This is a genomic window from Bacillus sp. 05T31 (genome assembly GCF_056396725.1).
The window spans coordinates 1-5,564 of the sequence record NZ_JBFTMA010000250.1; the positions used below are offsets into that span (position 1 = coordinate 1).

Below are 5,564 nucleotides of genomic sequence, written 5' to 3' on the forward strand. Positions count from 1 at the left end.
TATTTACAGACAATGATTTCACATTCGAAGAAGTAAAGATGATTCAAGAGACGAAGAAAATTTTAGAAGATCCAAATCTGAAAATGGCAGCTACTTGCGTCAGAGTTCCAGTTGTATCGGGGCATTCTGAATCAGTTTATATTGAACTTGAAAAAGAAGCGACCGCTGCAGAAATTAAAGAAGTACTACTGAATGCACCAGGTGTTATTTTACAAGATAAYCCTAGTGAACARMTWTATCCAATGCCATTATATGCAGAAGGGAAAATAGATACGTTTGTCGGGAGAATTAGACAAGACCCTGATACGCCAAAAGGATTCCATCTTTGGATCGTTTCCGATAATTTGTTAAAAGGTGCGGCTTGGAAYTCAGTTCAAATCGCAGAGACRTTGGTGGAAAAGGGGATWATTTAGTATAGAAATACACATGTATTATAAGAACTAGGAAACTATTGATTGTAAAAGTATCCTAGTTCTTATTTTAGTGAGAATTTAATTTAAATTAGTTTTTATAGTGTTTTTATAAATATCCATTTTATTTGCAGAAAATATTAAAGTTTTAGGTTCTTCATGAATAGTAAGATTTATATGAATTGTTAAAGGTAGTTCAAGTTTTTTCACTACATCTTCTATAGCAATATACTCATCTTCTGTTTCGTTATAATAAACAACAGAACTAATGAATACCTCGTCATTTTCAATATTAATTTCACACATCATAGGGAATTTCTCGCCATTATGTAAGAGTAATTTTCCTAGTACTATTGAACCGTTTAACTCTTCTGTAAAATTAGAAGTTGCCGCTGGTTTCACCCATGTTTCATCATGTTCTTCGTTATCTTCTTCATCTATTTCCCATTCCCATATGGGGTTGTGTTTAAGGTCCTCAATAGTTAATTCATCAATTGGTTTGCTATTACTCATTTATATATTCTCCTTTTGTTTTGATAAATAAGTTTCTTAAATTTCATGAATTAGATGATTGCTTATAAGTAGGTTCAATGTAGTGTTTTGCTCATTTGATATCAAACTACTTTATTTTGAAACTCTGCTATTACGGTAATATTAACAAGGTTTTAATTAGCTAGCAAATAATTATTAGTTGAGATTTTTGAAAAGGGATGACGTGAAGGGAAGATAGTGAAAAACATCGAGAATGAATAAAGTTCATTTGGTATGATATGGATATATTCAGTGTGAGGGGGAATTATAATGTATAAAGTAAAAGGGTATTTTTCATCATTAAAAGGAAGCCATTATGAAATTGGAAAACAGCAAGGGGAATTTGTAAAAAATCATCTGTACCTCATTCCACAATTTATGCAGGAAGAACATTTAATATCGGATAACCATTGGACAGAATCTAGAAAAATACTAAATAAATATTGTCCAGGAATAAATGAAGAAATTGAAGGCTTTTGTGAAGTGTTAAAAATTCCTTCTAAAAATATGATGTATTATTATCAAACACTATTAAAAGCAGGTTGTAGTCATTGTGCAGTATTGCCTAAAAAAACTGATTTAGAGCATACATATGTATTAAGAAATTATGATTTGTCACCAAAAATTGATGATATGCGTTTTTGTTCGACGCATGTTGAAGGTGCGTATGCACATAGTGGTTTTTCTACTCAATACTTTGGCCGGACAGAAGGAGTGAACAAGCATGGATTATCTGTTACATTTTCAGCATGTGGCCAACCGGTAGGAAATATTGAAGGGTTAAGAAAACCAAAGGTAAATGGATTACAATGTTTTGCGGTAATCCGGGTATTATTGGAGAAATGTAAAAATGTTCAGGAGGCTATATCTTTAATAGAAGAACTGCCTATTGCAAGTAATATTAATATTATTGTAGCTGATCCTTTAAATGCAGCACATATTGAAATATTTGACGGACATAAATACATAACAATGATTGATGATGACGATCAAGCTTTTATCGTATCAACAAACCATGCAGTTAGTTCATCTATTCAGAAATTAAATAATAGGAAATTAGAACAGTCTACAAAGAGATATCACATTTTACATGAACATTTAAATCGAAATGAGCAGGTTAGCATGGAATCTTTAAAAGGATTGGTAGAAGAAGAATATCCTATCGGGGTGACGGTGCATAATTATGAAGAGTGGTTTGGGACTTTGCATTCTGTATTATTTGATTTACAGGATCGTACATTGAATATTTGCTTCGGATCGCCACTTTTAAATGAGTGGTACTCTTTGAAAGTTGGAGAAAGCCTTCCGTTTTCCGAAGTGAATGTGAACTTTAAAAATAAAAATTATGCTGACTTTTGGAGAGAAGAGAAAAATGAAATGACTCCTAAAGATTAAAAAGGAATAAGATGGTAAAATAAAGGGGCGGAAATAGACAGGAGGGGTTGCTTTTGCTACAAGCTATATTACCAATTATTCTAGTCTTTTTTCTAGTTGCTTCGATGTATATAACTTATCAAAAAAGAAAAAAAGCAGGGATAAAAGGATTAAAAAGTGCATTAACTTCTATTTGTTGCTTTTTAATTGCAATCTTAAATTTGTTTGCATATTGGTTTCGTTTTGGCGGTATTTTTACTTGGTTAGTCTCAATTGTATTGTTGCTAGTAGGGGCATATTTTACAAAATATATTCCAATCTCAAAAAAGGTACACTAAAATTATATGAGTTTATACGTATCGATTTTATTTCATAATGAAAAGAGATTATTCTATTAGGTCGTTGTGCAGCGGCTTCATAGGATAATCTCTTTTTATGCTTTTTTTTGTAGAGAATGTACTGTTATTTTTAGTTGCTCAATAAATTCCCGGGTAGCAGCGCACATATATTTATCTTTTCTATAAATAAGTCCTATATCTATTGTTGGAGTGGGGTTTTCAATTTTAATAGATTGAATGTGTTCGCTTTGCAAAAAGTCTATATACGGTTTTGGTAACACTGTAATTCCCATATCTTTTGAGACCATTTGGATTAAAGATTCCATTGTACTAATTTCTAAAATTGGTTTTGGTTTAAAGTTAAAGTTTTGACAATGGGATGTAATTAGTTCAGTTAAAAAGAAATTTTTAGGTAAAAGAATTAAAGGATAGTTCTGTAATTCTGCAATAGATACACGATCATGTTCAGTTAAAGTATGACCGGTTGGCACGACTAATGTAAGTTCACTTTTATATAGTGGGATAGAAACAATCTCTTTATCTTGCACTGGAAGAAATGTAATGCCAATATCTAATTCATTTTGTAATAATTTTTCACGAATTTCCCCTGTACGAAGACCTAATACAGAAAGTTCAATATTCGGATATAAATTATTGAAATTTAAAATGGCTGGTGGTAGTARATAATTTACGACGGTTAACAATGAGCCGATTGTTAAGGATCCATGTTGTAATCCGTTTAAATCTTGAATGGCAGAGCGGGCTTGTTCGACTTCGTGAAAGATTGTTTTACTGTGCGATAATAAAACTTTTCCTGCTTCAGTTAAAGATATTTTTTTACCAATTCGATCAAAAAGTGGCATTCCTACTTCATGTTCTAATGCACGTATTTGTTGGCTTAGTGAAGGTTGTGAAATATTTAATTTCTCGGCTGCTCTTGTGAAATGTAATTCTTTCGAAACAGCTAAAAAGTATTCTAATTGTCGTAATTCGATTGAAATCACCTCAAGTTTAATCATAGGATATACCTATCATTATTATATAAATAATTGAATTGAACAATGGTTTTGTAGGATTTATAATTATTTTATCAGAAGTGGATTCTCAAGTTATCTATCAGTTTGAAAAGTTGTGTCGTGAGTAAGAGGAGGGATTAAAATGACTAAAGCATATGAAGTCCTATCTCTAAATATAGGACTGCCAAAAGAGGTTATGTATGGTGGGAAGTTAATTCAAACAGGGATAAATAAAAAGCAAGTAAAGGAACCTGTTTTTTTATCATTTTTAAAGCTTAATGGAGATGGACAGGCGGATTTAGTTCATCATGGAGGGGTAGATAAAGCGGTTTGTGTTTATACTGGTGATCACTATCCGTACTGGGAAAAAGAATTGAATCAGGAACTTGTATATGGGGCTTTCGGTGAAAATATAACAGTAAGCGGAATGTGTGAAGAAGATGTTTGTATTGGTGACACGTTTCACCTCGGAGAAGCGATTGTACAAGTAACGCAGCCAAGACAACCTTGTTTTAAATTAGCAAAGAAATATAATATTCCAAAGCTACCATTATATTTTCAAGATACAGGATACACAGGTTTTTATTTTCGAGTATTAAAAGAAGGATGGATATTACCGGTAGATACTTTGAAATTGTTGAAGCCTGATCCAAAAGGTGTGTCAGTTTCGTTTGCGAATCGCATAATGCATAAAGAAAAACAAAACTCTGAAGGAATAAAAAGGATTTTAGAAGTAAATGCACTGTCTGCTAGTTGGAGAAAGACGTTTGAAAAGCGTATAAGGGGCGAAGAAATAAGTACGAAGGAGCGACTTGAAGGAAAAAATAATAAGTGAATAATATTTTTATAAATGGTGCATTTCTATTAATGATAAGTTAATTAGAAAGCACCATTTGTATATAATAAACTTATTAATATTCAAAAATCTTCATATGAGTTTATTCGACTTATTTTTAAAGAGTCAAAACAAAAAAAAATTAGACTATTTTTTTATGTTTTATGATACTATATTGATTTGAAAGGCCTATTATTTTAGGAGTAGGTCATATAAGTATATCTAATTTAATGGAATCGACGTATGGAGGGACAACATGGGGAACGTTGAAAATTTTGTAAACTTTCTAGTAGAAGAACCGAAAAGAGAGCAGCTATTTCCTTTATTTGAAGAAGTATTTGGGATTACAGCCCAAACACTTCACGATTTTTCAGAGAAAGGGTATTGGAATTATACATATAAAGCATTATCATTTTTACAAGGTGATAAAGCGATTGCAAATGTTGCGGTATTTTCACTCCCGTTACTAATTAACGGTAAAAAAATAAATGCAGCGGGTATTCAATCGGTAATGACACATCCGGATTTTCGTAGACAAGGGCTAATGACACAATTGCTTAATAAGATGCTAGAAGAAATAGATAAGCAATGTGAATGTGCTTTCTTGTTTACTGAAACCCCTGAACTATATAAATCATTTGGATTTCAAGTGGTGCAGGAATATCTGATGACTATACCGTATGATATAAAGAATAATAAAGATTCTATACTTAGAAAGCTAGATTTTTATAATGAAGAGGATAGAAGTTTAATAAATGAAATCATTGAAAATAGTCAAAGACTTTCTAATATGTTTTCGACAATAAATTATCAATCTTCATTTTATTTGAAAATGTATGACTTAAAATGGAATGAGAAACTGTATTATTCTAAGAAACTAGATGCGATCATTGTTTATGAAGTAGAAAATGAAAAGCTAAAGTTATATGGAGTATTTGCTCCAGTACTTCCGATTTTAGATGAACTATGTGAGGAAATCTCTGAATCATTTACAGAGATTGAATTTTATTTTTGCCCAGATCAATTAGGGATTGATGATGTACAATATACAGAATTACAG

7 protein-coding genes are annotated in these 5,564 nt (G+C 31.5%); 5 read left to right on the top strand and 2 right to left on the bottom strand.

The annotated features are described in order from the left end of the window. The coding region (locus AC1DJR_RS15870) for an Asd/ArgC dimerization domain-containing protein (RefSeq protein WP_477002989.1) at positions 1 to 413 on the top strand (413 nt) is incomplete at its 5' end. Positions 414 to 491: 78 nt separating this feature from the next. Here AC1DJR_RS15870 and AC1DJR_RS15875 read toward each other — a convergent pair. Beyond that, the gene (locus AC1DJR_RS15875; RefSeq protein ID WP_429687260.1) at positions 492 to 923 is read right to left on the bottom strand and encodes a hypothetical protein; all 432 of its coding nucleotides are present in this window, start codon (positions 921 to 923) and stop codon (positions 492 to 494) included. A gap of 288 nt (positions 924 to 1,211) precedes the next feature. Between AC1DJR_RS15875 and AC1DJR_RS15880 the strand changes: the two genes are divergently transcribed. Both AC1DJR_RS15880 and AC1DJR_RS15885 read left to right on the top strand, forming a co-directional pair. Then, positions 1,212 to 2,336, top strand: coding sequence for a C45 family autoproteolytic acyltransferase/hydolase (locus AC1DJR_RS15880; protein WP_429687259.1), 1,125 nt, complete (start codon positions 1,212 to 1,214; stop codon positions 2,334 to 2,336). A 53-nt stretch (positions 2,337 to 2,389) separates the two neighbouring features. Continuing rightward, the gene (locus AC1DJR_RS15885) at positions 2,390 to 2,653 is read left to right on the top strand and encodes a hypothetical protein (protein ID WP_429687258.1); all 264 of its coding nucleotides are present in this window, start codon (positions 2,390 to 2,392) and stop codon (positions 2,651 to 2,653) included. Between the two features lie 95 nt (positions 2,654 to 2,748). On the opposite strand, the gene AC1DJR_RS15890 is transcribed toward AC1DJR_RS15885, so the two are convergent. Next, on the bottom strand, positions 2,749 to 3,657 hold the full coding sequence (locus AC1DJR_RS15890; RefSeq protein ID WP_429687337.1) for a LysR family transcriptional regulator: 909 nt from the start codon (positions 3,655 to 3,657) through the stop codon (positions 2,749 to 2,751). Between the two features lie 154 nt (positions 3,658 to 3,811). Between AC1DJR_RS15890 and AC1DJR_RS15895 the strand changes: the two genes are divergently transcribed. Together AC1DJR_RS15895 and AC1DJR_RS15900 are read left to right on the top strand one after the other, a co-directional pair. Beyond that, positions 3,812 to 4,504 (top strand): MOSC domain-containing protein, encoded by a 693-nt coding sequence (locus tag AC1DJR_RS15895; RefSeq protein WP_429692428.1) that lies wholly within the window; start codon positions 3,812 to 3,814, stop codon positions 4,502 to 4,504. Between the two features lie 256 nt (positions 4,505 to 4,760). After that, positions 4,761 to 5,564: GNAT family N-acetyltransferase (locus tag AC1DJR_RS15900; RefSeq protein WP_477002990.1), on the top strand; the 804-nt coding region annotated here is incomplete at its 3' end.